The sequence below is a fragment of the Kitasatospora purpeofusca genome (genome assembly GCF_036010405.1).
GTDB classification, from domain to species: Bacteria; Actinomycetota; Actinomycetes; order Streptomycetales; family Streptomycetaceae; genus Kitasatospora; species Kitasatospora purpeofusca.
The window spans coordinates 2,059,816-2,083,885 of sequence record NZ_CP108561.1 but is presented as its reverse complement, the minus strand read 5'-3'; the positions used below and the strand labels follow the sequence as shown (position 1 = coordinate 2,083,885).

The 24,070-nt window shown below is 73.7% G+C and carries 24 protein-coding genes; 12 read left to right on the top strand and 12 right to left on the bottom strand.

Features of this window, described 5'->3' with window-relative positions:
* From OG715_RS08985 to OG715_RS08975, 3 genes are read left to right on the top strand one after another with little or no spacing between them, the layout of a single operon-like run.
* Entirely contained in the window at positions 1–1,305 is a 1,305-nt protein-coding gene (locus OG715_RS08985) for a sensor histidine kinase (RefSeq protein ID WP_266275735.1), read from the top strand.
* A complete protein-coding gene (locus tag OG715_RS08980; RefSeq protein ID WP_266275736.1) occupies positions 1,257–1,901 on the top strand; it encodes a response regulator transcription factor in 645 nt (214 codons plus the stop codon). Before OG715_RS08985 ends, OG715_RS08980 begins: the two co-directional genes overlap by 49 nt.
* Before the next feature lie 52 nt (positions 1,902–1,953).
* Positions 1,954–2,379, top strand: a complete 426-nt coding sequence (locus tag OG715_RS08975; protein WP_266275737.1) for a PPOX class F420-dependent oxidoreductase — start codon at positions 1,954–1,956, stop codon at positions 2,377–2,379.
* Between the two features lie 74 nt (positions 2,380–2,453).
* Here the strand turns inward: OG715_RS08975 and OG715_RS08970 are convergent, their stop codons facing one another.
* From OG715_RS08970 to OG715_RS08955, 4 genes are all read right to left on the bottom strand, one after another.
* Entirely contained in the window at positions 2,454–3,722 is a 1,269-nt protein-coding gene (locus tag OG715_RS08970; protein ID WP_266277375.1) for a sugar ABC transporter permease, read from the bottom strand.
* Between the two features lie 56 nt (positions 3,723–3,778).
* A complete protein-coding gene (locus OG715_RS08965; RefSeq protein ID WP_266275738.1) occupies positions 3,779–4,558 on the bottom strand; it encodes an ATP-binding cassette domain-containing protein in 780 nt (259 codons plus the stop codon).
* 36 nt (positions 4,559–4,594) lie between these two features.
* Entirely contained in the window at positions 4,595–5,722 is a 1,128-nt protein-coding gene (locus tag OG715_RS08960) for a sugar ABC transporter substrate-binding protein (protein WP_266275739.1), read from the bottom strand.
* A 173-nt stretch (positions 5,723–5,895) separates the two neighbouring features.
* Positions 5,896–6,489 (bottom strand): mycothiol-dependent nitroreductase Rv2466c family protein, encoded by a 594-nt coding sequence (locus OG715_RS08955; protein WP_266277376.1) that lies wholly within the window; start codon positions 6,487–6,489, stop codon positions 5,896–5,898.
* Positions 6,490–6,879: 390 nt separating this feature from the next.
* On the opposite strand from OG715_RS08955, the gene OG715_RS08950 reads away from it, so the two are divergent.
* The 6 genes from OG715_RS08950 (at position 6,880) to OG715_RS08925 (ending at position 14,687) form a co-directional block, all read left to right on the top strand.
* The gene (locus OG715_RS08950) at positions 6,880–7,674 is read left to right on the top strand and encodes a metal-dependent hydrolase (protein WP_266275740.1); all 795 of its coding nucleotides are present in this window, start codon (positions 6,880–6,882) and stop codon (positions 7,672–7,674) included.
* 198 nt (positions 7,675–7,872) lie between these two features.
* Positions 7,873–8,007 (top strand): hypothetical protein, encoded by a 135-nt coding sequence (locus OG715_RS08945; RefSeq protein WP_266275741.1) that lies wholly within the window; start codon positions 7,873–7,875, stop codon positions 8,005–8,007.
* An 87-nt stretch (positions 8,008–8,094) separates the two neighbouring features.
* Positions 8,095–10,371, top strand: coding sequence for a heavy metal translocating P-type ATPase (locus tag OG715_RS08940; RefSeq protein ID WP_266275742.1), 2,277 nt, complete (start codon positions 8,095–8,097; stop codon positions 10,369–10,371).
* Positions 10,372–10,664: 293 nt separating this feature from the next.
* Positions 10,665–12,623: an APC family permease gene (locus tag OG715_RS08935; protein ID WP_266275744.1), complete on the top strand. Its 1,959-nt coding sequence runs from the start codon at positions 10,665–10,667 to the stop codon at positions 12,621–12,623.
* A 139-nt stretch (positions 12,624–12,762) separates the two neighbouring features.
* Positions 12,763–14,097, top strand: coding sequence for a M64 family metallopeptidase (locus tag OG715_RS08930; protein ID WP_266275746.1), 1,335 nt, complete (start codon positions 12,763–12,765; stop codon positions 14,095–14,097).
* Between the two features lie 263 nt (positions 14,098–14,360).
* Positions 14,361–14,687, top strand: a complete 327-nt coding sequence (locus OG715_RS08925) for a hypothetical protein (protein ID WP_266275748.1) — start codon at positions 14,361–14,363, stop codon at positions 14,685–14,687.
* Positions 14,688–14,748: 61 nt separating this feature from the next.
* On the opposite strand, the gene OG715_RS08920 is transcribed toward OG715_RS08925, so the two are convergent.
* The 3 genes from OG715_RS08920 to OG715_RS08910 are packed head-to-tail and all read right to left on the bottom strand — an operon-like array spanning position 14,749 to position 17,252.
* Positions 14,749–15,612 carry a GNAT family N-acetyltransferase gene (locus OG715_RS08920; RefSeq protein ID WP_266275750.1) on the bottom strand — a complete coding sequence of 288 codons (864 nt, stop codon included), beginning with the start codon at positions 15,610–15,612 and terminating at the stop codon, positions 14,749–14,751.
* 9 nt (positions 15,613–15,621) lie between these two features.
* Positions 15,622–16,485, bottom strand: a complete 864-nt coding sequence (locus OG715_RS08915; protein WP_266275752.1) for a helix-turn-helix domain-containing protein — start codon at positions 16,483–16,485, stop codon at positions 15,622–15,624.
* A gap of 41 nt (positions 16,486–16,526) precedes the next feature.
* A complete protein-coding gene (locus tag OG715_RS08910) occupies positions 16,527–17,252 on the bottom strand; it encodes a hypothetical protein (RefSeq protein ID WP_266275754.1) in 726 nt (241 codons plus the stop codon).
* A 191-nt stretch (positions 17,253–17,443) separates the two neighbouring features.
* Here OG715_RS08910 and OG715_RS08905 point away from each other — a divergent pair, with 191 nt between their 5' ends.
* Together OG715_RS08905 and OG715_RS08900 are read left to right on the top strand one after the other, a co-directional pair.
* Positions 17,444–18,532 carry an MBL fold metallo-hydrolase gene (locus tag OG715_RS08905; RefSeq protein ID WP_266275756.1) on the top strand — a complete coding sequence of 363 codons (1,089 nt, stop codon included), beginning with the start codon at positions 17,444–17,446 and terminating at the stop codon, positions 18,530–18,532.
* Between the two features lie 63 nt (positions 18,533–18,595).
* On the top strand, positions 18,596–18,817 hold the full coding sequence (locus OG715_RS08900) for a hypothetical protein (protein ID WP_266275758.1): 222 nt from the start codon (positions 18,596–18,598) through the stop codon (positions 18,815–18,817).
* 18 nt (positions 18,818–18,835) lie between these two features.
* Here the strand turns inward: OG715_RS08900 and OG715_RS08895 are convergent, their stop codons facing one another.
* From OG715_RS08895 to OG715_RS08885, 3 genes are all read right to left on the bottom strand, one after another.
* Entirely contained in the window at positions 18,836–19,168 is a 333-nt protein-coding gene (locus OG715_RS08895; RefSeq protein ID WP_266275760.1) for a hypothetical protein, read from the bottom strand.
* A gap of 943 nt (positions 19,169–20,111) precedes the next feature.
* On the bottom strand, positions 20,112–20,747 hold the full coding sequence (locus OG715_RS08890) for a transglycosylase family protein (protein ID WP_323182272.1): 636 nt from the start codon (positions 20,745–20,747) through the stop codon (positions 20,112–20,114).
* A gap of 479 nt (positions 20,748–21,226) precedes the next feature.
* Complete coding sequence (locus tag OG715_RS08885; protein WP_266275762.1) at positions 21,227–21,661, bottom strand: DUF5997 family protein; 435 nt, start codon at positions 21,659–21,661, stop codon at positions 21,227–21,229.
* Between the two features lie 58 nt (positions 21,662–21,719).
* Here OG715_RS08885 and OG715_RS08880 point away from each other — a divergent pair, with 58 nt between their 5' ends.
* Complete coding sequence (locus tag OG715_RS08880; protein WP_407660958.1) at positions 21,720–22,592, top strand: LysR family substrate-binding domain-containing protein; 873 nt, start codon at positions 21,720–21,722, stop codon at positions 22,590–22,592.
* Between the two features lie 63 nt (positions 22,593–22,655).
* On the opposite strand, the gene OG715_RS08875 is transcribed toward OG715_RS08880, so the two are convergent.
* Together OG715_RS08875 and OG715_RS08870 are read right to left on the bottom strand one after the other, a co-directional pair.
* The gene (locus tag OG715_RS08875) at positions 22,656–23,678 is read right to left on the bottom strand and encodes a DUF1648 domain-containing protein (protein ID WP_266275764.1); all 1,023 of its coding nucleotides are present in this window, start codon (positions 23,676–23,678) and stop codon (positions 22,656–22,658) included.
* Positions 23,675–24,022, bottom strand: coding sequence for a GntR family transcriptional regulator (locus OG715_RS08870; RefSeq protein ID WP_266275766.1), 348 nt, complete (start codon positions 24,020–24,022; stop codon positions 23,675–23,677). The genes OG715_RS08875 and OG715_RS08870 overlap by 4 nt, the downstream gene beginning before the upstream one ends.
* Between the last annotated feature and the right edge of the window lie 48 nt (positions 24,023–24,070).

The window sequence follows — 24,070 nt, the reverse complement described above, 5'->3', positions numbered from 1 at the left end:
GTGACGGAACGACGGGCGGGCACGGCGGTGCGGGGGCAGGCGGGCGGGGGAGCGGACAGCACGGTGCGGGCGCTGCTCCGCTGCCAGCTGCTCTCCCTCTGCGCCTTCGCCGTGACCGCGCTCGGCGCCCTCGTGGTGGGAGCGCTGCTGCTGCTCCCGGTCGGTGTCGGCCGGTCGCTGCTGCCGGGCGCGGCCGCGCGCCTGCGCCGGCTGTCGGACCGCTACCGCTCCTGGGCGACCCGCTGGACCGGCACCCGGATCAGCCCGCCCGACCCGCTGCCGGAGGGGGAGGGCCGACAGCGGGCGGGCGCGGTCCTCGCCGACGAGGGCTTCTGGCAGGACGTCCGCTGGTCCTGGCTGGAGCCGTGGGTGGGCGGGCTGCTGGTCTCCGTCCCGCCGACGCTGGCCGGCTTCGGACTGTTCGGCGCCCTGGTCCAGCCCTTCGTGTGGCGCCTGCTCGGACCCGACAACTGGTACGCCTTCGTGCCCGTCGACTCCACCCCCTCGATGCTGGCCGCCGCCGTGCTCGGTCTGCTGTTCGTCGCGGGCGGGCTGCGGCTGGCGCCCGCGGTGCTCGGGCTGCACGCCAGGTGGACCCGGCGGGCGCTCGCCGCGCCGTACACCACCGAACTGGTGCGCCGGGTCGAGCACCTTACCGACACCCGGGCCGAGGCGCTGGACGCGCAGGCGTCCGAACTGCGGCGGATAGAACGCGATCTGCACGACGGCGCGCAGGCCCGGCTGGTCGCCCTCGGCATGACCCTGGACGCCGCGACCAGGCTGCTGGACTCCGACCCGGCCGCCGCCCGCGACCTGCTGCGGGAGGTGCGGGCGAGCTCGGCGCGGGCCCTCCAGGACCTCCGGGACCTCGTGCACGGCATCCACCCGCCGATCCTCACCGACCGGGGCCTCGGCGACGCCGTCCGCTCCCTCGCGCTGGACTGCTTCCTTGACACGCACGTCACCGTCGAACTGCCGGGGCGCTTCCCGGCGCCGGTGGAGGCGGCGGCCTACTTCGCCGTCGCCGAGCTGCTCGCCAACGCGTCCAAGCACGGCGGCGGCCGGGAGGTGACGATCCGGCTGGCGCACGCCGACGGGACCCTGACCGCCACCGTCGCGGACGACGGCCGGGGCGGAGCGGACCCCGGCGGGGGCAGCGGACTGCGCGGGGTGGCGCGCCGGCTGAGTACCGTCGACGGAACCCTCGCCCTGCACAGCCCGCCGGGCGGCCCGACCACCGTGACCCTGGAGATACCGTGCGCGTCGTCCTCGCCGAAGACCTCTTCCTGCTCCGGGACGGGCTGATCAGGACGCTGCGGGAGCACGGCTTCGAGGTGGTCGCGGCCGTCGACAACGGCCCCGACCTGCGGCGCGCGCTGCACGAGCAGGAGCCGGACGTCGCGGTGGTGGACGTCCGGCTGCCGCCGTCCTTCACCGACGAGGGGCTGCGGGCCGCGCTGGAGGCGCGCGGCGCCCGCCCGGGCCTGCCGGTGCTGGTCCTCTCCCAGTACGTGGACCGGCTGTACGCGCGGGAGCTGCTGGCCGACGGCCAGGGTGCGATCGGCTATCTGCTCAAGGACCGGGTCACCCGCACCGAGCAGTTCGTGGACGCGGTGCGGACGGTCGCGGGCGGCGGCACGGTGATGGACCCGCAGGTGATCGCGAAGCTGCTGGCGCGCGGCGACGCCCGGGGCAGCACCGCCGAGCTGACGCCGCGCGAGCACGAGGTGCTGCGGCTGATGGCGGAGGGCCGCTCCAACGCGGCGATCACGCGCGCCCTGCACATCAGCGAGAGCGCGGTGGCCAAGCACACCGCGAGCATCTTCGCCAAGCTGCGGATCGAGTCCTCGGCCGACGACAACCGCCGGGTGCTCGCCGTCCTGGCCCATCTGGAACGCTGATCCGGGTGCGGCACTTGACCTTCACACCAGTGTGAAGGTGCACGATGGCCCCATGACGACCTTCGATCCCCGCGCCCTGCTCGAAGCCGCCCGCCTCGGTGTGCTGGCCACCATCAAGTCCGACGGCCGGCCCCAGCTGTCGCCGGTCATGCCCTTCTACGACCGCGCCGCCGAGCGGCTGTACGTCTCGGTGACCGAGGGCCGCGCGAAGACGGCCAATCTGCGCCGCGACCCGCGCGCCGCCCTGGAGGTGACCCGGGCCGACGGCCGGGCCTGGGCGACCGCCGAGGGGACCGTCACCCTGATCGGTCCGGGGAGCGACCCGAAGGGCCCCGAGGTGGAGGCCCTGGTCGACTACTACCGCCGGGCGGCCGGCGAGCACCCGGACTGGGACGAGTACCGGGCTGTGATGGTCACCGACCGGAGGGTCCTGATGGTGCTCGCCGTCGACCACGTCTACGGCCAGCGGCTGGGCTGACCGACCCGGCCGGGCCCCGACATGCGGCGGCCGGGCCCCGCCACGTGACGGGGCCCGGCCGGGGAGCCCGCCGCTCAGGCGCGGCCGGCCGCCCGCTGGGTGCGGCGGGCGAGGGAGTCGACGACCACGGCCGCGAGCAGCACCGCACCGGTGATCATGAACTGGATGGCGTTGCTCAGGCCCTGGATGTTCATCCCGGACTGGATCGAGCCGATCACCAGCGCACCGAGCAGCGCCGACCAGGTCGAGCCGCGTCCGCCGAACAGGCTGGTGCCGCCGATGACGCCGGCCGCGATGGCGTTCATCAGCAGGTTGCCGCTGCCGGAGGTCTGGCTGGCCGACTGGATCTGCGCGGCCAGGAACAGGCCGCCGACGGCCGCCATGGTGGAGCAGATGGTGAACACGCTGATCCGGATCCACGACACGTTGATACCGGCCCGCCGGGCGCCCTCGATGTTGCCGCCGAGCGCGAACACCTGCCGGCCGTAGGTGGTGCGCCGCAGTACGAAGTCCAGCACCACGATGAAGACCAGGAAGATCAGCAGGGCCAGCGGCAGGCCCTTGTACTGGTTGAGCGTGTAGGCGGCCAGGAAGGCGACCACCGCGATCGCCGCGGTGCGCAGCGCGATGTCCAGCACGGGACGGGACGGAACCCCGGCGGCCTGGCGCCGCCGGGCGTCCAGCACCGAGGCGCCGAGGAAGAGCAGCACGCCGATCACGGCCACCCCGTACGCGGCGGCCTGTGAGCTGTAGATGGTGCTGTAGAGCCGGGAGACGATGTCCTTGCCGGACAGGTTGACGGTGCCGTTGGCGCCCAGCACCTGGAGCATCAGGCCGTTCCAGCCGAGGTTGCCGGCCAGGGTGACGACGAAGGCCGGCACGCCGACCTTGGCGAAGAACACGCCCTGGATCAGGCCGACCACGGCGCCCCCGACGAGGGCGGAGAGCAGGGCCACCCACTGGTTGACGCCGTGGGTGACGTTCAGCACGGCGAAGATCGCCGCGCACAGGCCGCTGACCGAGCCGACCGAGAGGTCGATCTCGCCGAGCAGCAGCACGAACACCACGCCGATCGCGATCATGCCGGTGCCGACGATCTGCTGCGACAGGTTGGAGAGGTTCTGGGCGGACAGGAAGGAGCTGTTCAGGCTGCCGAAGACGGCCCAGATCACGATCAGCGCCAGCACCACCGGGAGCGAGCCCAGTTCGCCGCTGGTGATACGGCGGCGGAACTCGCCGAAGTAGCCCTTGACGCCCTCCTGGCGCACGATCAGCCGCGGGTCGACGGCCGGGGTGGCCTCGGCGGCGACCGGCACGGGGGCGTTGACACCCCCCTTGGGCATGCTGTCCTCGGGGAGCGGGACATGGCGGTGCTGGTCGCCGCCGGGGGTCTGCTCGGTCATGGGGAGCCCTCCGTACCGCGGGCCTCCCGGCGGGTCACCGCGTTGTCCGTGGCGCCGGTGATGGCCGAGATGATCTCTTCCTGGCTGGTCCGGCGCTTGTCGAAGACGCCGTTGTTGCGGCCGAGCCGCAGCACCGCGACGGTGTCCGCGACGGCCATCACGTCGGCCATGTTGTGGCTGATCAGGATGACGCCGAGGCCCTGGTCGCGGAGCCGCTCGACCAGGTCGAGCACCTGGGCGGTCTGCTCCACGCCGAGGGCGGCGGTCGGCTCGTCGAGCATCACGACCTTCGGCGAGCCGACCAGCGCGCGGGCGATCGCCACCACCTGGCGCTGACCGCCGGACAGCGAGGCGACCGGGATCCGCACGCTGGGGATGCGGATGGAGAGGGTGTCCAGCAGCGAGCGGGACCGCTTCTCCATCGCGACCTCGTCGAGGACGGCGAAGCGCCGGATCTCCCGGCCGAGGAAGAGGTTGCCGACGACATCGAGGTTGTCGCAGAGCGCCAGGTCCTGGTAGACCGTGGCGATGCCCAACTGCTGGGCGTCCTGCGGCCGGTGGACGCTGACCGGGCGTCCCTCCCACTCGATCGTGCCCTCGTCCGGCTGGTGCACCCCGGCGATGGACTTCACCAGGGTGGACTTGCCGGCGCCGTTGTCGCCGACCAGGGCGAGCACTTCACCGGCGCGGACCTCCAGCTCGATGTCGGTGAGCGCCTGGACGGCGCCGAACCGCTTGGAGACCCCGCGCAGGGCCAGGACGGTCTCACCCGTCACGGTGACCAACTCCCTCGACCGGGTTGACGGGCACGGCTACTGGAGGCCCGCGGCCTTGCAGGCGTCCGCGTAGTCCGGGGTGCAGATCTGGGCCACGGTGTAGAGGCCGTCGGCCACCACGGTGGTCTTGATGTTGTCCTTGGTCAGCACGATCGGGGTGATCAGGTTGGCCGGGACCTGGTTGCCGCTGCCGTTGGTGACCGTGACCGGCACCAGCGCGGGGTCCAGCGGCTTGCCCTGGGCGAAGGTCACCGCCATCTGTGCCGCGATGTCGGTCTCCGGCTTGAACGGCTTGTAGATCGACATCGTCTGGGTGCCCGCCAGGATCCGCTGCACGCCGTCCAGCTGGGCGTCCTGGCCGGTGAGCGGCACGCTCAGGCCGGCCGCCTTGAGGGCGGTGGCGATGCCGGCGGCCATGCCGTCGTTGGCCGAGTAGACGCCGACCACATTGGGCCCGCCGATCGCGGTGATCGCGGCGGAGGCCTCCTGGTTGGCGTTGTTCGGGTCCCAGTTGGGGGTGTCGTACTCCTTGCCGATCTTCAGCTTGCCGTCGATCGCGCTGTGCGCGCCGGCCTTGAAGTCGGCCGCGTTGGGGTCGGTGGGCGAGCCGTTGATCATGATGATCGACCCGGAGCCGGCCTTGTCGCCGACCGCGGCGACCAGGGCCTCGCCCTGGAGCTGGCCGACCTTCTTGTTGTCGAAGGAGACGTAGGAGTCGACCGGCCCCTGCGCCAGGCGGTCGTAGGCGATCACCTTGACGCCCGCGTCGTGCGCCTTCTGGACGGAGGACTGGATCGACTTCGCGTCCACGGCGTCCAGGATCAGCACCTTGTCGCCCTTGGTGAGCGCGGTGTCGACCTGGGTCTGCTGGGTCGTGGCGTTCTCGTTCGCGTTGTAGTAGTCGATCTGCGCCTGCGGTGCCAGCTCCTTGATCTTCTGCTCGATCAGCGGCCGGTCGAACTGCTCGTAGCGGGTGGTCTTGGTCTCGGGCAGCAGCAGCCCGATCCGGACCGCGCCGACCGTGCTGCCGCCGCCGGCGGACCCGCTCGCGGAGCCGGACGAGCCGCCTCCGGAGGATTCCTTGGCGCTGCCGCACGAGGACAGCGCGAGACCGAGGGAAACCACTGCGGCGGCCGCGAGCGTGCGGCGAAGCCCGTTGTTCATGAGGATGCCTCTTCCGGTTCGACCCGCCCCGTTCTTCGGTCCCCCGCGTCCGAGTCTGCGAACTGCGGGCCGCCGCCACGATCGGAGCTGGGCCGAACGGGTAAGGCGGCCACCGGCCCGACGGGTACGACCACCCCGTCGGGCCGGTGACCGCCCTGCCCGTCCCCGGATCCTCAGCCGAAGTCGAGCGACCCCGTCCGGGTGCGCTTGAGCTCGAAGAACGCCTTGTGCCCGGCGAGCAGCCGGACGCCGTCGAAGACCTGGACGGCCTCCTCGCCGCGCGGGATCGCGTTCAGCACCGGCCCGAAGAACGCGGTGCCGTCGACGTGGATGGTCGGGGTGCCGACCTCCTCGCCGACCGGGTCCATGCCCGCGTGGTGGCTGCGGCGCAGCGCCTCGTCCCACTCGGTGCCGTGCGCGGCCCCGGCGAGCTCCTCCGGCAGGCCGGCCTCGGCCAGCGCCTCGCGCAGGAGCTTGTCGTCGACCTCCCGGTCCTCGACGTGCAGCCGGGTGCCGAGCGCGGTGTAGAGGTCGCGCAGCACCCCGACGCCGTACTGCTCGGCGGCGGCGACGCAGACCCGGACGGGGCCCCAGCCGGTGGTGAGCAGCCGCTGGTAGCGCTCGGGCAGGCCCTCGCGGCCCTCGTTGAGCACGGACAGGCTCATCACCCGGAACGTCAGGTCGAGGTCCCGGTGCTTCTCCACCTCCAGGATCCAGCGGGAGGTGATCCAGGCGAACGGGCAGATCGGGTCGAAGTAGAAGTCCACGGTGCTGGTCGCGGCACCGGCGGAGTCGGCGGCGGCACCGGAGCCGGTGTTGGCATTGGCGTTGGCGTCGGTAGTGGCAGCTGTAGTGGTCACCCGGCCGAGCCTAGGGGCCTGCCGGACCGCTCGGAAGGGCCGGTCCGGCATGGTTTCCCTGGGCCACTCCCGGATCCGGCCGCCGCGACCCGCCCGGGCGGCTCCTTCGCTCCGACAGGTGAGGGGTCGTCGCCGTCCGTGTCCGGTGGCATGATCCGGAACGGTGAACCGCTGCCGCCGTTCGGGTGAAGGAGCGGCTCCGGGTGTTTCCGATCTTGGGCGGATATGCTGCCGCCCCGTCAGGCCCTCGCGAAGCCCTCGCGACGGGCGGTCGGGACGAGGGCGGGAGCCGAAAAGATGATGGGACCGGCGCATTCACTGTCCGGCGCAGCGGCGTGGCTGGGCGCGGGAGCGATCGCGGCGGGCATGGGCGAACCGATGCCCTGGCCGGTACTGCTCGCGGGGACGCTGATCTGTGCGGGCGCGGCGCTGGCGCCGGACCTCGACCACAAGGCGGCCACGATATCCCGGGCGTTCGGCCCGGTCTCGCGGATCCTCTGCGAGGTGATCGACAGCCTCTCCTACGCCGTCTACAAGGCGACCCGCGGCAAGCGGGACCCGCGTCGCACCGGCGGCCACCGGACGCTGACCCACACGTGGGTCTGGGCGGCGCTGTGCGGCGCGGGCGCCTCGGCCGTCGCCGTCTACGGCGGCCGGTGGGGCGTGCTCGGGGTGCTCTTCGTGCACATGGTGCTGGCGATCGAGGGACTGCTCTGGCGCCAGGCCCGGGTCTCCAGTGACGTCCTGGTCTGGCTGCTCGGCGCGGCCGGCGCCTGGATGCTGACGGACGTCCTGGACAAGCCGGGCAACGGCGCGCTCTGGCTGTTCGACCAGCCCGGGCAGGAGTACCTGTGGATCGGTCTGCCGATCACCCTCGGCGCGCTGGTGCACTGCCTGGGCGACGCGCTCACCGTCTCCGGCTGCCCGGTGCTGTGGCCGATCCCGATCGGCCGCAAGCGCTGGTACCCGATCGGCCCGCCGAAGGGGATGCGGTTCCGGGCCGGCAGCTGGGTGGAGCTCAAGGTGCTGATGCCGGTCTTCATGGGCGCCGGCGGCCTGTGCGCGGTGGGCGCGCTGGGTTACTTCGGCTGATCCGCCGCGCGGCCGCGACCGCGCAGGTGGCAGGGCCCCGCACCGGGGGAGCGGCTCCGGGTGCGGGGCCCTGTCGCGTCCGCGCTCCGGGCATCCGTGCTTGCTCTGAATACCCCCTGGGGGTATAAATGAGCTCATCGGGCAGGGATACCCATGGGGGGTATCGAGAACTGCCGCCGAGATCACCGGAGGAATCCCATGTCCTGCTGCTCCACCGAAGGCACCTGCTCGACCGGCACCGAGGCCGTCGATGTCGCCGTGGCCGGCGAGGTCGAGGCCGACACCGCCGTTGCCGAGGCCGAGGCCGACCGCGTTCCCGCCCAGCGGGCCTGACCGCCCACCGGGTCCGGGGGTTCGAACCCCCCTGGGGTATCGGACCCCGGACCCGGATCCGATCGACAACGAGCACGAGGAGCCCAGATGACCACCCAGGCACCCCCCTCCACCGAGGTGGAACTCCGGATCGGCGGCATGACCTGCGCCTCGTGCGCCGCCCGGATCGAGAAGAAGCTCAACCGGATGGACGGGGTCACCGCCACCGTCAACTACGCCACCGAGAAGGCCAGGGTCGAGTTCGGGCCCGACCTGAGCGTGGCCGACCTCGTCGCCACCGTCGAGGCCACCGGCTACACCGCCGCCCCGCCCCGGCCGGCCGCCGTCGACGCCGACAGGACCGCCGGGACCACCGGGGTGAGTGGGTCCGCAGAGCCCGCGGAGTCCGCCGACGACCTCGCCCCGCTGCGGCAGCGGCTGATCACCGCGGTCGTCCTGGCAGTCCCCGTCGTCGCGATGGCGATGGTGCCCGCCCTCCAGTTCGACAACTGGCAGTGGCTCTCGCTCACCCTCGCCGCGCCCGTCGTCACCTACGCCGCCTGGCCGTTCCACCGGGCCGCCTGGACCAACCTCAAGCACGGCGCCGCGACCATGGACACCCTGGTCTCGCTCGGCACCGGCGCCGCGTTCCTCTGGTCCCTGTGGGCGCTGTTCCTCGGCCACGCGGGCATGCCCGGCATGCGGCACGGCTTCGAGTTCACCGTCGCCCGGGGCGACGGCTCGTCCAGCATCTACCTGGAGGCCGCCGCCGGGGTCACCGCCTTCATCCTGGCCGGCCGCTGGTTCGAGGCCCGCTCCAAGCGCCGCGCCGGGGCCGCGCTGCACGCCCTGCTGGACCTCGGCGCCAAGGACGTCGCCGTCCTGCGCGACGGCACCGAGGTACGCGTCCCGATCGGCGCGCTGACCGTCGGCGACCGGTTCGTGGTCCGTCCCGGGGAGAAGATCGCGACCGACGGTGTGGTGGTCGAGGGCGCCTCGGCCGTGGACGCCTCGATGCTGACCGGCGAGTCCGTCCCGGTCGAGGTGGCCGTCGGCGACACCGTCACCGGCGCCACCGTCAACGCGGGCGGCCGGCTCGTGGTGGAGGCCGCCCGGGTCGGCGCCGACACCCGGCTCGCCCGGATGGCACAGCTCGTCGAGGACGCCCAGAACGGCAAGGCCGCCGCCCAGCGCCTCGCCGACCGGATCTCCGCCGTCTTCGTACCGATCGTGATCGCCCTGGCCCTCGCCACCCTCGGCTACTGGCTCGCCACCGGGGAGGGCTGGACGGCCGCCTTCACCGCGGCGGTGGCGGTGCTGATCATCGCCTGCCCGTGCGCGCTCGGCCTGGCCACCCCGACGGCCCTGATGGTCGGCACCGGCCGCGGTGCCCAGCTCGGCATCCTCATCAAGGGCCCCGAGGTCCTGGAGAACACCCGCCGGGTCGACACCGTCGTCCTCGACAAGACCGGCACCGTCACCACCGGCCGGATGACCCTGCTCGCCGTCCGCACCACCGGGGGCACCACCGAGGACGAGGCCCTGCGCCTCGCCGGCGCCCTCGAACACGCCTCCGAACACCCCGTCGCCGCCGCCATCGCCACCGCCGCCGCCGAACGCCTCGGCACCCTGCCCCCCGTCGAGAACTTCGAGAACGTCCCCGGCCTCGGCGTCCGGGGTGTCGTGGACGGCCACGCCGTCGTCGCCGGACGCGAGGCCCTGCTCGCCGAGCGGGCGCAGCCCCTGCCGGCGGAACTCGCCGGGGCCAAGCGGGCCGCCGAGGCCGCCGGACGGACCGCCGTCGCGGTCGGCTGGGACGGCGCCGCCCGCGCCGTCCTGGAGATCGCCGACGCCGTCCGACCCACCAGCGCCCGGGCCGTCGCCGAACTGCGCGCCCTCGGCCTGCGCCCCGTCCTGCTCACCGGCGACAACCGCACCGTCGCCGAAGCCGTCGCCGCCGAGGTCGGCATCCCGGCACAGGACGTGATCGCCGAGGTGCTGCCCGAGGACAAGGTCGCGGTGGTCGAGCGGCTGCAGGCCGAGGGCCGGGTGGTGGCGATGGTCGGCGACGGTGTCAACGACGCCGCGGCGCTGGCCCGGGCCGACCTCGGCCTCGCCATGGGCACCGGGACGGACGCCGCCATCGAGGCGAGCGACCTGACCCTGGTCCGCGGCGACCTGCGCTCGGCCGCCGACGCCATCCGCCTCTCCCGCAGGACGCTGGGCACCATCAAGGGCAACCTCTTCTGGGCCTTCGGCTACAACGTCGCCGCGCTGCCGCTGGCCGCCGCCGGACTGCTCAACCCGATGATCGCGGGCGCGGCGATGGCCTTCTCCTCGGTCTTCGTGGTCGGCAACAGCCTCCGGCTCCGTACCTTCCGCTGAGTGCCGTCCGTTGGGCGTCGTCCGCCGAGCGCCTTCCCCGCTGCCCGGCCCGGGAGCCCCGGAACCACGTCGGTTCCGGGGCTCCCGGCTGCGCGCCGGGGCCGGGTGCCGGGTGCTGGTCCGACGGCCGGGCACTGATCCGATGAGGGGACACCGCCGAGGCGTTCCCGGAGGTCAGCGGCCCGGTCGCATAGCGTGTCGTCGCCGTGCCGTCGGCGGCGGCACAGGTCGGCGGGCGGCACCGGGGACGGTTCCGGGCACGGCTTCGGGCACGTGGGACAAAGGGGTGCAGGGTGGCTTCCTCGGGAACGAGCGGCTCCTTCGGACGTGGGCAGCGCTTCCGCGCCTGGCTGCTGGAGGGCCTGTCCGACCGGGTCAAGCAGCACCCCGGCCCGCACGCCCAGGCCCCCGCCGAACAGGCCCGCCCCTGGTGGCGGGTGATGTGCCTGACCGGCCTCGACTACTTCTCCACCCTCGGCTACCAGCCCGGCATCGCGGCCCTCGCGGCCGGCCTGCTCTCCCCGGTGGCGACCGTCGTCCTCGTCGTCGTCACCCTCTTCGGCGCCCTGCCCGTCTACCGCCGGGTGGCCCGGGAGAGCCCGCACGGCGAGGGCTCGATCGCGATGCTGGAACGCCTGCTGTCGTTCTGGAAGGGCAAGCTGTTCGTCCTCGCCCTGCTCGGCTTCGCGGCCACGGACTTCATGATCACCATCACCCTGTCGGCCGCCGACGCCACCGCCCACCTGGTTGAGAACCCGCACCTGCACAGCGCCCTCACCGGCAAGCAGGTCATCATCACCCTGGTGATGATCGCCCTGCTCGGCGGCGTCTTCCTCAAGGGCTTCAGCGAGGCGATCGGGCTGGCCGTCGTCCTGGTCGCGATCTACCTCGGGCTCAACGTGGTCGTCGTCGTCACCGGCTTCTACCACGTCTTCAGCTCCCCCGGAGTGGTGAGCGACTGGGCGGACGCGCTGACCGCGGAGCACGGCAACGTCGTCGCCATGATCGGCGTCGCCCTGGTGACCTTCCCCAAGCTCGCCCTCGGCCTCTCCGGCTTCGAGACCGGCGTCGCCGTCATGCCGCACATCGAGGGCGACCCGGAGGACACCGAGGAGAAGCCGACCGGCCGGATCCGCGGCGCCCGCAAGCTGCTCACCACCGCCGCGCTGATCATGAGCGTGTTCCTGATCGCCACCAGCTTCATCACCACCCTGCTGATCCCGAAGGAAGCCTTCGAGAAGGGCGGCGAGGCCAACGGACGCGCGCTCGCCTACCTGGCCCACGAGTACCTCGGCAACACCTTCGGCAGCATCTACGACCTGTCCACCATCGCGATCCTCTGGTTCGCCGGTGCCTCCGCCATGGCCGGCATGCTCAACCTGCTGCCCCGCTACCTCCCCCGCTACGGCATGGCGCCGCACTGGGCGAAGGCGGTCCGGCCGATGGTCATCGTGCTCACCCTGATCGCCTTCCTGGTCACCTGGCTCTTCGACGCCAGCGTGGACGCCCAGGGCGGCGCCTACGCCACCGGCGTCCTGGTGCTGATCAGCTCCGCCGCGATCGCCGTCACCATCGCCGCCCGCGCCGCCCGCCAGACCGGCTGGACCATCGGCTTCGCGATCATCGCGGCCGTCTTCCTCTACACCACGGCCCTCAACATCGCCGAACGCCCCGACGGCGTGAAGATCGGCGCCTGCTTCATCGCCGCCATCGTGCTCGTCTCCCTGGCCTCCCGGCTCAAGCGCGCCTTCGAACTCCGGGTCACCGACATCGTCTTCGACGAGGCCGCCGAGCGCTTCGTGCGCGACTACACCCACCGGCCGCTGCGACTGATCGCCAACGAGCCGAACAGCCGCGACCTGGCCGAGTACCAGGAGAAGAAGCGCCAGATCCGGGCGGACAACGACATCCCGATCGAGGACGACCTGGTCTTCGTCGAGGTGACGGTCAAGGACCCCTCGGAGTTCGAGGCCGTGCTCACCGTGCACGGCGAGGTGCTGCACGACCGCTACCGGGTGCTCACGCTGGAGAGCTCCAGCGTCCCCAACGCGCTGGCCGCGCTGCTGCTCACCGTCCGTGACCGCACCGGGCAGCAGCCGCACATCTACTTCGAGTGGACGGAGGGCAATCCGTTCGCGCAGTTCCTGCGGTTCTTCCTGTTCGGGCAGGGGGAGGTCGCGCCGGTCACCCGCGAGGTGCTGCGGGAGGCGGAGCCGGACCGGTCGCGGCGGCCTCGGGTGCACGTGGGCTGAGGAGCGGGGGAGTCCGGGGCCGGGGGGGGCGGGGGAGTCCGGGATGTGCGGGGCCTGTGCCGATGGGTTGTCAGGTGCATAGCATGACGGTTCATCGGCCCCACCCGCCGTCCCGTCAGCCCGCAGAGGAGCAACTTCCGTGCTTTATCGCAGGTTCGGCTCGATCGTCCTGACCGGCGCCCTCGCCCTCGCCGCCCTCGGCACCGCCCCGGCGGCCGTCGCGGCGCCGGTCGCTGTCGAGAACCCGTCGGCGGCCGCTGCCGCCGATGGCTCCCGGCACCGGGTCGAGGTCTTCGCCGAGGACGGCTCGATCGGACGGGCCACCGTGCCCGCCGCCTCCCCGTACCTCACCGGCGACCGCCCCGGCCTCGCCCCCGCCGCCGGGGACGGCGAGGTCACCCCGATCCTGCGGAGCGGCGACAGTGCCGGCAAGGTCGACGTCGTGGTCATCGGCGACGGCTACACCGCCGCCGAACAGGAGAAGTTCCACGCCGACGCCGCCGCCAAGTGGCAGGAGCTCAGCGCCGTCGAGCCCTACGCCGGCTACCGGAACCTGTTCAACGTCTGGGCCGTCGCCACCGTCTCCGCCGAGTCCGGCACCACCGGCGACCCGGACCGCGCCACCGTCCGCAACACCGCGCTCGGCTCCTACTTCTGGTGCGAGGACATCGAACGCCTGCTGTGCGTCGACACCAAGGCCGTCGAGAACTACGCCGTCAAGGCCCCGCAGGCCGACCTCGTCCTCGTCGTCGCCAACACCGCCAAGTACGGCGGCGCCGGATACAACGTCGCCTCCCCGCTCGGCTACGACGGCATCGCCACCGTCGCGGGCGGCAACCCGAAGGCCGGGCAGATCGCCGTGCACGAGACCGGCCACTCGCTCGGCAAACTCGCCGACGAGTACTTCTACGACGGCTCCGACACCTACCCGACCGGGGAGGGCGAACCGGCCGAACCCAACATCAGCATGTACACCGCCGACCGGCTCACCCACGACCGCGCCAAGTGGTACCGCTGGATCGGCCGGACCTCGCCCGACGGGGGCGTGGTCGGCAGCTACGAGGGTGGCGGCTACTACCCGAAGGGCCTGTACCGGCCCACCGAGAACTCGATCATGCGCTCGCTCGGACGGGAGTTCAACCTGCCCGGACGGGAGGCGATGATCGCCGGGTTCTACCGCCACGCCGTCCCGCTCACCAGCCCCACCCCGGCCGGCACCCCGCTCACCCGGTCCGACCGCCTCACCGTCGACCTCCCGGTCGCCGGCACCACCCTCAGCTGGTCCCTGGACGGCCGCACCCTGCCGCAGCTGCGCGGCCGGACGACGGTCGACCTGCGCACCGTCCCGCTCCCCGGCCCGCGCGACCGGGTCCACACCCTGACCGCCACCGCCACCGACCCCACCCCCGCCGTCCTCGACCCGGCCCTCCGCACCGCCCTGACGGCCACCCTGTCCTGGCCCGTCACCCGCTGACGACCGGGGTCGCCTGCTCTCGGGCGGTCCGATCCGGATTGCACGGCTGCACGGCTGCACGGGAAGTCGGTCCGTCCGACTTCCCGTGCGCGGCGGCCGCGCCCGGAGCGGGCTGCGCCCGGGAGCCCGGCCCCGGGATCCACCCGGCCGGGCGGAGCCGTCGGCCATCTGCGACAGTGGGCCGACGACCCAGCCCGACGACGCAGGTGGGAGGCCCGGTGACATTGCCGAGGAAGGGTACCCGGCTCATCACGGTCGACCAGGTGACGTACCGGTGGGTCGTCAGGCGCAGGCCCACCTACAGCCAGGGGACCGGACAGTCTCCGCTGTCGGTTGCCGTCGAGCGGGCGGAGGAGCCCGGCTCGGTGCTCGTCGTCCGGCTCCTGGGAGCGCATCCGGGCAACTGGCTCGGTCTGCCGACCGTCGGTGCCACTCCCGCGAGTGTGGCGCTCGCGGTCCGCGACGCCCGGGAGCGCGGCTGGCAGCCGGGGACTCCGGGCGGCCTGTTCCACTTCGAGCTGCCCCAGGGGTCGACACCCGTTCCTGGCACTCCTGGCCCTCAGGCCTCCGATGCGCCGGGCGGCCCGTGAGCCACAGGTGAGCCGATCCGCCGGTGGGCCGATCCGCCGGTGGGCCGCGACCGGCGGTCCGTCAGCAGGCTGTGAGCACGGCTTCCTCGTAGGCGGTGACGGTGGTGAAGCCCAGGCGCCGGTAGAGGGCGAGTGCGGTGGGGTGGTCGGCCCGGACGTTGAGGCCGATGCGGTCGACGCTGTCCGCCAGGACCTCGCAGAGCCGCGCGGTGCAGGCCGCCGCGAGCCCCCGCCCCCGGGCCTCCGGGTGGGTGGTGACGTTCCCGATCACCGCCACCCGTCGGGCGGCGGAGTGGACGTGCACGCCGGCCGTCGCGAGCAGTCGGCCCCCGGCGTCCCGGATCCCGACGTAGGGGCCGGTGGTGAGCATCCGCTCGTCGAACCAGTTGCCCGGGTAGCCGGCGGCGAACAGGGCGCGCAGCTCCGCCAGGTCCGCCGCGCCGAGCCGCTCCACCGTGCCGGAGGGGCGCCCGTCCGACGCCCCGCCCAGGTGCGGCGCGAGGGCGGAGGGGTCGGTCAGCGCCATCCGCAGCATCGCCGTCCGGTGCTCGGCGCGGTAGTCCGGCGTGAGGGCGTCCACTCCGCCCTCGGTGAGGTGGGCGAGCAGTCGGCGCGGCAGTACGGGCCGCATCGCGTGCAGCAGTCCGGCCAGGCGGTCGGCGTGCGCGGGCCGGGCGAGGCCGAGCAGGGTGGGCACGTCCCCGACCGCGTACAGCAGCGCCACCGGACCGTCCGCCGACGTCGTGTACCAGGCGGTATGGGACCAGAACGGCTCGTCCAGGTCGCCGAGTTCGAAGAGGTGGAGCTCGGGGTCCCGCCCGAACCGCTCGGCGAGCGCCGCCCGGTCGTGCAGGCTGGCCAGCGGTGCGGGGGGAGGGGGAGGGGGAGGGGAAGGGGGAGGGGCGGAGGCCGGGGTCGAGGACACCCGCCGAGCCTACGCGCGCTCCGGTGCGGTCGCCCCGCCGGGGACCCGGTGGGGCGCGGGCCCGGAAGGGCCCAGCAGGGCCCGTAGCCGGCCGGGCGGCAGTCCGGCCGCGCGGTGCACCACCCGGGTCAGATGCGCCTGGTCGGTGAAGCCCAACTCCTGCGCCAGCAGGGCGAGTCGCGTCTCACCCTCGGTCAGCCGCTCCAGTGCGAGAGTGACCCGCAGCCGGTTGCGGTAGCGGGCGATCCCCTCGCCGGTGCAGGCCCGGAAGATCCGGCTCAGGTGGTGCGGCGAACAGCCGACCGCCCGGCCCAGCTCGTCCAGCCCGAGTCCGAGGTCCGCCGCCAGCGCGGCCCGCGCGGCGTCCACCAGTCGACGGCGCGCCGCGTCCCGGACCGGCCGACCGCTCTCCACCCTCGCCGGTGCCAGTGCCGTCAGCACCTCGCCCGCCAAGGTGGCCGCACGCTCGGCGAGTTCGAACGAGTCCGCGCCGCCGCGCGCCCGGACAACCAGCATCCGGTGCGCCAGCGCCATCCGCGGCGTGGTGAACACCAGCCCCTGCGGCACCTCCGGGTCGCCGCCCAGCAGTTCGGCCGTGCGCGGCTCGGAGAGCACCAGTTCGGTGTAGAGGTCGCCGCCGCACGGATGCGCGAACTGCTGCTCGCTGCCGATCCGTTCGACATAGACACAGGCCGGGTCCAGGACCTGGTCGACCCCGTCGATCCGCCCCCGGAACATCCCCCGCCGCACCATCACCAGCCCGAACACCGGCGCCGGCCGCAACTCCGTCCACCCTTCCGGCGGGTCCTGGCAGGACACGTCGGCGACACACAGGTCGTCCCCGCTCAACAGGGACGCGCGTTCGACCGGCATGCCCGCACCCTACTCCCGGGGCGACCCGCTGTCGTCGCCCGTCACCGACCGTCCAGCACCTCGGAGTTCGGCGCGAGGCGGAGGCCGGCCAGGACGAGGAAGTCCGCCAGAGCGATCTCGCCGCGACGGCTCCCGTCGTGCCACCGGGCGAGCAGGCCGGAGCCCTCCTCGTCCCACGCGTCCGGGTCCGGGCCTCCCGGGAAGTGCTCGACGCTGCCCTCGCCGTGCCGGTAGCGGAAGTACAGGTACCGGCCCCCGGTCGTCCACGCGTTCCACTGCGAGGGGCTGCAGCTGCAGGTCCGCACCACCCGCGCGAGCGCGGTGTCCTCGTGCAGCCGGGCCTCGACGCCGCCCAGGTGCCCGTCGGGACCGACGACCAGCAGGGCGCCGTCCAGGCCCAGCACCCGGACGCGTCCACCCTCGAACCCGAGGGCGAGCCCGGCGGTGAAGGCGGTCCCGCCGTCCCGGTACTCGACCGCGCTCACCGACCGGATCGGCTGCCCGAGGAAGCGCGTCAGCGGCAGATCCGCCGGATCGGTGGTGGTTGCGGTCGTGCCGGTTGTGGTGGCTGGACCCGCCGCGTCGGACCGGAACGACAGGCCCTCACCAGGGGTACGGAACAGCACGGGCCCGAGGCGCTCCAGGTGGAGCCACAGGTGCGACAAGTGCGGCGCGGTGGCGGACTGCCGCTGGTGGCGGGCCGCCGTCACCCCGGTCAGTCGGGCGCCGACCAGGTCGGCGGCCGCCACGGGCTCCTCGTCGATCATCCGGCGATGCTCGCACGGTGCTTGCCGGCGCGCGAACGGATTGCACAAGAAACGACAAGCCGCCGGGGCGGGCGCGGCGGGACAGTGGAACCGGTCGGCGCCCCGTACGGGGGTCGGGGCGCCGACCCCGCGTCGTTCTTCGGCCCCCGCCCGGTCCGCGTTCCGTTTCGTGTTCTGCCCGAGGAGTCCCGTTGAACGATCCGACCGTTCCCGCCGTCCCCTTCGCCGAAGACCCCGGAGCCGGAGCCGGAGCCGGAGCTGAAGCCGGAGCCGAATCCGGCCCGGAGACCGGAACCGACCGGCCCGGGCGGCGCCGCCTGCTGCGCGGCGCGCTCGCCGTCGCGGGCGCGGCAGCGCTGCGCCCGCTCGCGGCCGCGACGCCCGCCGCCGCCGAGCCCGCCGAGCGCGCCGGTTCCGCCGCGTCGGCCGCCGCTGCCGTCGTGCGGCGCTTCGGCCGGTACGAGGTGCTGGCGCTGCTCGACGCGCACGGCCCGTTCCCCGGCACCGCGCAGGCCGCCTTCCCCGACGCGACGGCCACCGACTGGGAGCGCGCCCGCCGCCTCGACCCGGCCGCCTTCGGCCCGGGCGACACCTGGGAGCTGGACTTCCGCTGCTACGCCGTCCGCCGCCCCGGCGGCCGGGTCACCCTGGTGGACACCGGTATCGGCCCGGTCGGCAGCCCCGCCTCCGGCTGGGCGCCCGTCCCCGGCCGACTGCCCGCCGTCCTGGCCCGGGTCGGGATCACCCCGGCGGACGTCGAGACGGTGGTCCTGACCCACCTCCACGAGGACCACTGCGGCTGGTCGGTCACCCCCGAGGGCGTACCGGTGTTCCCGAACGCCCGCTACGTGGTGCAGCACGCCGAGGTCGCGGCCCTCGGACCGACCAGGACGGCGCGCACCTACGTCGTCGAACCGCTGCTGCGGGCAGGCCAGTTGCGCGAGGTCGACGGCCACACCGTGCTCGGCGGCCGGGCCCGCCCCGGCGGCGCCGCGATCACCCTGCTCCCGACCCCCGGCCACACACCCGGCCACCAGTCCGTCCTGGTCGACGGCGGCGGGGACCGCCTGGTGCTCACCGGGGACGTGCTGGTCCATGCCGTCCAACTCGCCACCCCCGGTGTGCGCTACCTCTTCGAGGCCGACCCGGAGACAGCCCGCGACAGCCGCGAGCAACTCCTCGCCGAAGCCCGCCGCACCGGCGCGGTCCTCGGCACCGCCCACCTCAACCGCCCCTTCGTCCGACCGTGGACACCGGCCGGGCACACACCCCCGCACTGAATACTCCCGCCGGTCCCCGCCCGGCGCGCCGTCCGGGCAGGGGCGGGTCCTACGGTCGGACCCATGACGGGCACTCCGGACTCCCGGGCCAATCGCCACTTCTCCCAGGCCAGTCCCGCAGGTCCGGGCTGTGACAGTGTGCCTGCGCTGCTGCGGAGGCCGGCCGGTTCGATCGAAGCGCTGGGCCCCGTCGAGGTTCAGAACCTCGTCATCGAGTCCGAGATGACCGAGCACGGACCCTGGCGGTCGGGGACCGTCGACTTCCACCTGCCCGAGGACGACTGATCCCGGCTCCGACGAGACTCAGGTCTTGGCGCCCATCACTCCACCGAAGAGTCCGAAGATCGTACCGATCCCCGAGAAGCCGGCGATCTTGGCCGTATCGATGGCGCCCTTGACCTGCTCGCTGTCTCCGCCGAACGCCACCAGCGAGAAGTAGGCGACCCAGAAGGCCGCCGTAAAGCCCACGACGGTGATAAAGATCATCTTGAAGTGGGCGCCGACGGTGACTTCGGAGATCAGCGGCGGTTGGCCGATGGGTGTGTCGACGGACGGCGGTGCTGCCTGTGCCGGCACGGCTGCCGTCTGGCTCCCGCCGGCTGCTGCTGCGGCACCGTCGGAGGAGATGTCGGTCAACGGAGCCAACCCTTCCGGGACGGAACCCTGGACACCTTCGACTCGCCGAGAGCGTCGATGGTGATGCGGGAGTCCTCACGCGGGTGGGCGAAGATCTCTCGCAGGACCCTTATCACCGAGCTGACCCTGAGCCCCTTGAAGACGACCGCTGTTGCGCTAAGCGCGACCGGCACCAATGCTCCAATCACTCCCAACCATTCCATCGCTCGCCTTCCCATGGGTGCGGCTCGTTGTCGGTGCCGACAGAGTAGCGTCAACGGCCCTGGGGCGAGATGACGTTGAAGGTGAGCCGCGGCCCGCTGCGGATCGTCGTCGTCACGTCGCCCGCCCCCGTCGGGCGGCCTCCCCGCCGGATCCCGCCCCGAGACACTGTGCTGCACCGGGCAGTTGGCGGACGGCTGCGGTTCGACGTTCCGCGGGCCGCGGTCGGACGAGGCGCGGTCCGTTTCCTGGCGGGGCGGCGGGGCACCTGTGGTCGTGGTCGTGGAGCCTGGACGGCCGCAGCAGTCAGGCCCTCTTCGAGCTTTCTCCCGGTTCCGTCACCCGTGGCGTCTCGCATGCCACCGTGCAGGAGCTCTGGTACGTCACGGCCGGCCGGGGCAGGATCTGGCGGCGGCAGTCCGGTCGGGAGTCCGTGGACGTCCTGCGGGTGGTGACATCGGTCTCGGTGCCACTGGGAACGGCCTTCCAGTTCCGGGCCGACCCCGACAGCCCCGGCCCGCTGCGCATCGTCGCGATCACCGTGCCTCCCTGGCCGGACGGCTTCACTACGGAAGCCCGCTCCGAGGACGGCCCCTGGCCTCCCACCGTCGGCTGGCGCGGACGGCTTCGGCCGGCGCCCCCGTGGGAGCGGGGGCACCGGCCGGTTGGAGGCTTCGCGGTGTGCGGTGTGCGGTGTGCGGTGTGCGGTGTGCGCTGGTTCGCGCTGGGCCTCGGGGTGGGGTCAGAGGGGGAGGATCAGGTCCTGGCCGGGCTGGATGAGGTCGGGGTCCTCGCCGAGGGTCGCGCGGTTCCGTTCGTACAGCGCCTGCCAGCCGCCGGGGACCCCGAGCTGCTCGGCGATGCTGTCGAGGGTGTCGTCGTCGCGCACCGTCCAGGTGGTGGGGCCACCGGCCGGGGGAGGGGCGGCGGGGGTGCTGGGGGTGCCGGAGGCGAGTGCCTCCGCCGGTTCGGCGACCGGCTCGACCGCGGGGCGTTCGCGGTCCCGGTCGGCGCGGGCGCCGCAGACCGGCCACGGGGTGAGCCCGCGCTGTTCGGCGAGGGTGTTGGCGACGGCGATCTGCTCGTCCCGGCTGGCCAGGTCGGCGCGCGGGGCGTAGCGGAGGCCGCCGGTCTCCTCCCAGGTCGACTTGTCGAACTGGAGGCCGCCGAAGTAGCCGTTGCCGGTGTTGATGTGCCAGTCCCCGCTGCTCTCGCAGGCGGCGACCCGCTCCCAGTCGATCACGGTCCCCCGATCGATGCCCGCTCCGCCTCCCCGGCCCGGTGGCGCGGCGTGCGCCGCGGCGGGGGCGGCGAGGACGGCGGCCAGGGTGCACACGGCGGTGGGGAGCAGGCGGCGCAGGTGCGCGATGGGGGGCATCGGCGGCTCTCAGGTCCGGGGGCAGGGGCGCGTGCCGCTCGTGAGCGGCGCGTTCCCACCGACGCACGCCGGGCATGCCGGATCCCCGCCGACACGTCGAGCGGGTCACCCGCCCGGCTCCGCGTCGCCACCCGGCCGGCTCCCGTCCCGCCCGTCGGGCCGGTCCGCCGGGACGTCCGGCCGGCCGGACCGGTCCGGTGACGGTACTCACAGGGTCGAACGTGCGCGAACACCTTCGGATGAGCGTGCGGCATTCGGGTGCAGGTTCGACCGGCCCCGGGCCTCCTTGCTCGTGCGCCTGTGCGAGTCGTCGGCGGCCGTTCTGCCGGGCCGGTGGCCGCGTCGGACACCTTGCCGGACGCCTTTCCGGGCGCCTTGCCGGACCGTTCCCGTGCGCCTGTCCCCGGACGAACGACGGCCCCCGGCGCGAGCGCCGGGGGCCGGGGAGGAGCAGGGTGGAGCAGGTGGAACTCCGCAGGTCAGCGGCGCTTCTCGTGCTCGGGCGCTGCGGCGGCCTGCTGGCGCTGCTTCTCCTCCTTCTCGTGCTTCTCCTTGACGCGCACGGACTCCCGGCGGACCTCCTCCTGGATCGTCCGCTCGCGCCGCAGCCACTCCGGGTTCTCCTCGCGGAGCGCCTCGATCTGCTCGGTGGTGAGCGCCTCGGTGATGCCGCCGCGCGCCAGGCCGGACGCGGAGACGCCGAGCCGGGTGGCCACCGCGGAACGCGGGTGCGGGCCGTTGCGGCGCAGGTCCTGGAGCCACTGCGGCGGCTCGGTCTGCAGGGCGGTGAGCTCCTCGCGGGAGATCACGCCCGACTGGAAGTCGGCAGGGGTGGCGCCGAGGTAGACCCCGAGCTTCTTCGCCGCTGTCGCCGGCTTCATGGTCTGCGTGGTCTTCTGCTTGAGCGATGTCATGGTCACCAGGGTAAGCGAGCGGCCGACGCCCGCTGTCACGGTCGGTAGCCTTGGTCGGGTGACAGAGATGCAGGTGACACCCTCGTTCCGGCTGGCCTACGTCCCGGGCGTGACCCCCGGCAAGTGGGCGCGCGTCTGGTCGGAGCGGCTCCCGGACGTTCCGCTCGCCCTGGTCGCGGTCGAAGCCGCCGACGGGGAGCCGACGCTGCGCGCGGGCGACGCCGACGCGGGGCTGCTGCGGCTGCCGGTCGACCGGACCGGTCTGAGCGCGATCCCGCTGTACACCGAGACGACGGTCGTGGTGTTCCCGAAGGACCACTGGCTGGCGGCGGCCGAGGAGGTCACCGTCGCGGACCTCGCCGACGACGTGGTCTTCCACCCGCTCGACGACACCCTCGAATGGGAGCAGCTGCCCGGGCGGCCCGCCATCGAGCGGCCGGCCACCACGGCCGACGCGATCGAACTGGTCGCGGCCGGTGTCGGGGTGCTGCTCGTCCCGCAGTCGCTGGCACGCCTGCACCACCGGCGCGACCTCACCTTCCGGACGATGGCGGACGCCCCGCAGTCCCGGATCGCGCTGGCCTGGCCGGAGGAGGGGACCACCGACCTGGTGGAGGAGTTCATCGGCATCGTCCGGGGCCGCACGGTCAACAGCTCGCGCGGCCGTGGCCAGACGGCCGCGACCCCGGCCGAGGCCCCGGCGGCGAAGTCCGCCCCGGGCCGCGCCGGCGGCGCTAAGGGTGGCACCGGCGGCGCCAAGGGTGGCGGCGGCGGGAAGGGCGGTGCCTCTAAGGGCGGTGCCCCCAAGGGCTCGGGCAAGCCGGCCGCCGGAGGCCGCGCCACCGCCGCCGGCCGTGCCCGGGGCGGCTCCGGATCGTCGTCCGGTGGCGCGGCGGCCGCCCGACGAGGCCGCCCGAAGCGTCGCGGCTGAGCGTCTCCCCGTCGGCCGCGCCGAGTGGATGCCGGCCCGTTGGCCGTGCGCCCACTCGGCCGGTCACGCGTTCCGGGGTGCGGTCAGCGTGTTCAGCAGGGCGGCGCCGCGCTCGGCATCGTCCACGCTCACCGCGAACTCCGCGCCCTGCCGTGGCCGGATCACCAGGCACTCGCCGCTGCGCAGCATGACCGTGGTGCCCAGACCGCTCAGCCGGTAGCCCCAGCCACCGACCTGGGCCGGGGTGCGGCTCTCGGCCCGGGCCGAGACGATCTCCTCCGGATCCCAGTGCCGGGACGGCCGCCCGAGCGGGCCGAACGCCACATCCAGGCCGCGCTCGGTCACCCGTGCCTGCACCGACGAACAGCCGAGCCCCGCCAGCGCGACGACCGCCAGCGGCGCGGCCGTCGCCCAGGCCGCCCCGCCCAGCCCGGCGAACCCGGCCAGGGCCGCCCCCGCCGCGCCCAGCCCGGCCACCGCGGCCAGCACTCCCAGCCAGGGGTTGACCGCCCGGGAGAGCCAGACGGCGCGCTGCCCGTCCGGCAGGTCCAGGCGGGGGCCGTCGGCGGCGGTCGCGGAGAGCGGCCCCGGACCCTGCGGCCGGGCGAGCCACCAGGCCAGCGCGCCGGCCGCGACCGCCGCCACCAGGACCAGCAGTACCTCGGCGCCCAGGGGCCGGGCCTCCTGCCAGGTCGGGCGGTCCAGGTTGGCCGAGACGATCGCGGCCTGCGCGCCTGTCAGCAGCGCGCCTCCGAAGCCGAGCCCGACCGCCGACCAGGCCTTCGCCTGCTCCCCGCCGCGCCACCGGGCGACGGCCGCCGCCGCGACCGACGCCGTCCACAGCGCGGCGGGGAAGCCCACCGCGGCCGCGAACGACATCGACCCGTCCGCTCGGCTCCCGTTCCAGTGCGTGGCCACGGGCTCCGGCAACCGATTGCGTGCCACCCACGGCAGCCCGACCAGCAATGCCAGCACCCCGAGGGCGAGCGCCCCCGACGCGATCACCCCGATTGCCCGGGCCGCCACGCCGTTGTGGGCGTCGCTCTGCCCGCCGCCGCGCCCGTCCTCCTGCGAATCCTTCTTCACTCCAGCCCCCTGATCATCTCGACGAGCTCCTCCCGGCTGAAGCCTGCGTGTGCCGCGTCCGCGACCAGCCGACGCGCCGCGTCCAGCAGTTCGGCGCGGCGGTCGGCGCCGCGGGCGACGGTGATGCCGCGCCCCCGGCGGAACTCCAGTACCTCTTCGTCCCGCAGTGCCCGCAGTGCCCGCAGCACCGTGTTCGCGTTCACCCCGAGCGCCCGCGCCAGATCCCGCGCCGGCGGCAACCGCTCCCCGGGTACGCACTCGCCCTCACCGACGGCCCGCCGGATCGCTCCCGCAACCTGCTCGTGCAACGGCCGGGAGTCCCCGGCCTCCAGCTTCAGCAACATGATGCTAGTGATAGTAGCACCATCGCCGAATGGCACCAGTGGCCCGGC